The sequence below is a fragment of the Nostoc sp. NMS4 genome, from assembly GCF_017115095.1.
Classification (GTDB): Bacteria; Cyanobacteriota; Cyanobacteriia; order Cyanobacteriales; family Nostocaceae; genus Nostoc.
In genome coordinates this window covers 1-3,250 of sequence record NZ_JABXKI010000341.1, presented here as the reverse complement: position 1 = coordinate 3,250, position 3,250 = coordinate 1, and the positions used below count along the sequence as shown (strand labels likewise).

The 3,250-nt window shown below is 42.4% G+C and carries 2 protein-coding genes and 1 pseudogene; 2 read left to right on the top strand and 1 reads right to left on the bottom strand.

What is annotated here, in order from left to right:
* Positions 1 to 617 (bottom strand): thiamine pyrophosphate-dependent enzyme (locus HWQ37_RS30420; protein ID WP_465249728.1); only part of this gene is annotated, 617 nt, incomplete at its 3' end.
* A 186-nt stretch (positions 618 to 803) separates the two neighbouring features.
* On the opposite strand from HWQ37_RS30420, the gene HWQ37_RS30415 reads away from it, so the two are divergent.
* Together HWQ37_RS30415 and HWQ37_RS30410 are read left to right on the top strand one after the other, a co-directional pair.
* Complete coding sequence (locus tag HWQ37_RS30415) at positions 804 to 2,186, top strand: cytochrome P450 (RefSeq protein ID WP_292754185.1); 1,383 nt, start codon at positions 804 to 806, stop codon at positions 2,184 to 2,186.
* A 360-nt stretch (positions 2,187 to 2,546) separates the two neighbouring features.
* Positions 2,547 to 3,250 (top strand): annotated as a pseudogene (locus HWQ37_RS30410) (hypothetical protein); the annotation flags it as partial.

Sequence of the window (3,250 nt, the reverse complement as noted above, 5' to 3'; positions counted from 1 at the left end):
GGATAAGCTGTATGGAAATGCGCGATCGCACTTACAATATAAGGCTCACCCAATCCACCATCCCCAACTGTAAAAGGGAATAATTTATCTTTGTGCAACAGTGCAGCCGCCATTGCAAAGTGTTGCCCTTGTCCCAAAGGCCCCGCAGGTGCGAGAATACCGGGGATAAAACCAGAAAGATGTCCTAATAATCCATGCTTTTCTCGGAAGCGATCGCGCAATTGTTGAACTGTAAAAATTCCCATGTCCTCTAGCGAACGATCCAAGAACATGGCACTATAAAATCCGGGGGCGTGGTGTCCGACTTCAGTAATAATGTTCTTGTATCCCAACATGACCAGAGATGCGTAAGCTTCTGCTTGGCTGGCGAATCCGCCGGGATGTCCAGAAGCCTTACTACCAGTAACTTGTAAAGTTAGGTAGCGGAGGGCATCGGCAGCAAGTAAAGTTTGATATACAGCTGCTTTATCTGTGGGAGATGCGATCGCTATTTTTCCCGATTCTATAGCAGGTGTTGCACCATAAGTTTCAAAATCTGGTAACGCTTCACCAAAATATTGAATCCCTTCAGAAAAATCGGGAAGCGCTGAAGATGCCTTTGGGGAGATTGCAGTCATGCTGAGTACCTTTTGACGATGAGGTGAAACTGTAGATGCTCGTTGAATTTAACAAAAATTTTACATCTTCGAGGTTGTAACAGTTTATTGCTTTTTTGCAACGTTAGAATAAGTACTTTAAATGGTCACGCAAGCAAAATTTCAATTAATTGAAGTAGCAAAAAATATTAAGTAGGAAAAAAATTTATGAAATTCCCAAATGGGCCGCAAATTCCGGCAGTTTTACAGATGCTGCGCTGGGTTGTTAATCCGATATCATTTATGGAGGATTGTGCCAAAAGCTATGGCGAGATTTTTAGTATCAGATTAGACAAAAATCTGCCTCCTATAGTCATTGTCAGCAACCCCCAAGCGCAACAGCAAATTTTGACAAATGATACCAAAGAATTAGAAGCCCCTGGCGATCTGAATCAGGTGTTTGAACCTTTGCTGGGCAAGCATTCTGTGATTACGATTAGCGGTGCAGAACATCAGCGTCAACGCCAGTTGTTAATGCCTCCCTTTCACGGCGACAGAATGCGGAATTATAGTCAGGTGATTACCGATGTCACCCAAAAAGTTATTAGCCAATACCCGATAGGCAAATCCTTCAATATTCGGTCTGCGACACAAGCTATTACCTTGCGGGTGATTATGCAAGCTGTGTTTGGACTCAATGAAGGAACTCGCGCCGAAAAACTACAGAACTTTTTGAGGGAACTTTTAGAAAAGGCCAGTTCTCGGTTAAGTGTGGCTTTGGTTTATTTTCCAGCTTTGCAAAGGGATTTTGGCCCGATTAACTTCTGGGGAAAGCAGATACGCCTTCAGCAAGAAATTGACCAACTCATCTATGAGGAAATTCGGGAACGTCGAGAACAACCAGATTCATCACGCACAGATATTCTTAGCTTACTCATGGCTGCTAAGGATGAAGCCGGTCAATCCATGACTGATAAAGAGTTGCGCGATGAATTGATGACTCTGTTAGTCGCCGGTCACGAAACCACAGCCACAGCCTTAGCATGGGCATTATACTGGATTCACAAAATACCATCAGTGCGCCAAAAGCTACTGCAAGAATTAGATAGCTTGGGCGATAACCCAGACCCCAGCACGGTTTTCAAGTTACCTTATCTCAACGCTGTTTGTTCCGAGACATTGCGGATTTACCCAGTAGCTATTTTTACTTTTCCTAGAAAAGTAAGAACACCGATATCGTTGGGCGGTTACGAATTAGAACCCGGTACAGTCATACTTGGTTCTATTTATCTGACCCACCATCAAGAAGATATTTATCCAGAACCTAAGCAGTTTAAACCAGAACGCTTTTTAGAACGGCAATTTTCTGCTTATGAATATTTGCCCTTTGGCGGTGGTGCAAGACGTTGTATTGGTCTAGCATTTGCCCAGTTAGAAATGAAGCTAGCACTTGCTAAAATCCTTTCTAGCACAGAATTAAAACTAGTTAATAATGGTGAAGTGCGACCTAAACGCCGTGGTTTAGTGACAGGACCAGATCGTCCCATTGAGATGGTTGTCATGAGTCAACGTCAGGTGAAGTCTCCTATTTTACAGACAAGCACTGTTTAATACTCGCTTCTAAACGCCCAACTATGTCCATTGCAGAGATACTACCTCTGCTACTCCTGTAGAACAGTTGCAAAAAAATCGTAGGTTGGGTGGAGGCTTTGCGTAACCCAACATATATCAGGATGTTGGGTTGCGCTCCTCTCCACCCAACCTACGTCTAATGCACTAAACAGTTTAGTATAAAAACGTCAATAGTAAATTTTTGACTTAAATAATGACTAATAATTTCTTGAGAAGTTACGATAAAATCACAATCTAACTTCAGTTGAGAACATTTCCTTCCCAGACAAGTAAAAGCATCAAACAGCAATGCCTCTTCGGTCAAATTTTACCAATTTATAGTAAATCCCTATTAATCCCATGCCACACCGTCATTATCCTCCCGCCTACTTACGCTATCTCAAAGCCAGGTTATGGAATCTAGGGCGACCTGGTTTTTGGGTAACTGCAATTTTATTATCTGTAGTCGGGCTAGGAACCTGGGAATACTGGTCAAACCCAGATATTTTCGCTTATAAGCAAAAAAAACCAGTTGTTTTACAACAATCTGCCGATTCCTCCCTGTCAGAAGAAAACAAAGCGATTGCAGCAGATATTGATAATCTGCCAGTTTTATTTAATGACTTTGAGGAAGCATCTCTCTCATCAACGGCAAATGCGCCCGAACAAAAGACTGAAGCGAAAAAGGGCAAAAGCTTATTAGATGATGTAATTAACAAACAAAAGTCTGCTAATAATACCAAATTAAATTCTGGTTTAGGCGTTAACGGCGACACCTCCCCAGCCGCAAAAAATCCCTTTGTCCAACAAACAGACAACTTATTGCGTACTGAAACGGTTGATAGCAGTAACCAGTTTCTAGGTTTTAAAACCTTAAATACGCCGTCTGAAGCAACAGGGGGAGACCAAGCATCCTCTAACCTGGGTATTGGATTCGCTAATCAAACCAACAATAATCAAAATTCTCCCTCTATCAGCCCTCTGCAAGCAGCGCTCAACCAATCGACAAACCAGAAATTGTCTAGCTTCAATGGTACCACTGGAACTCAGACAAATGCCTTGGG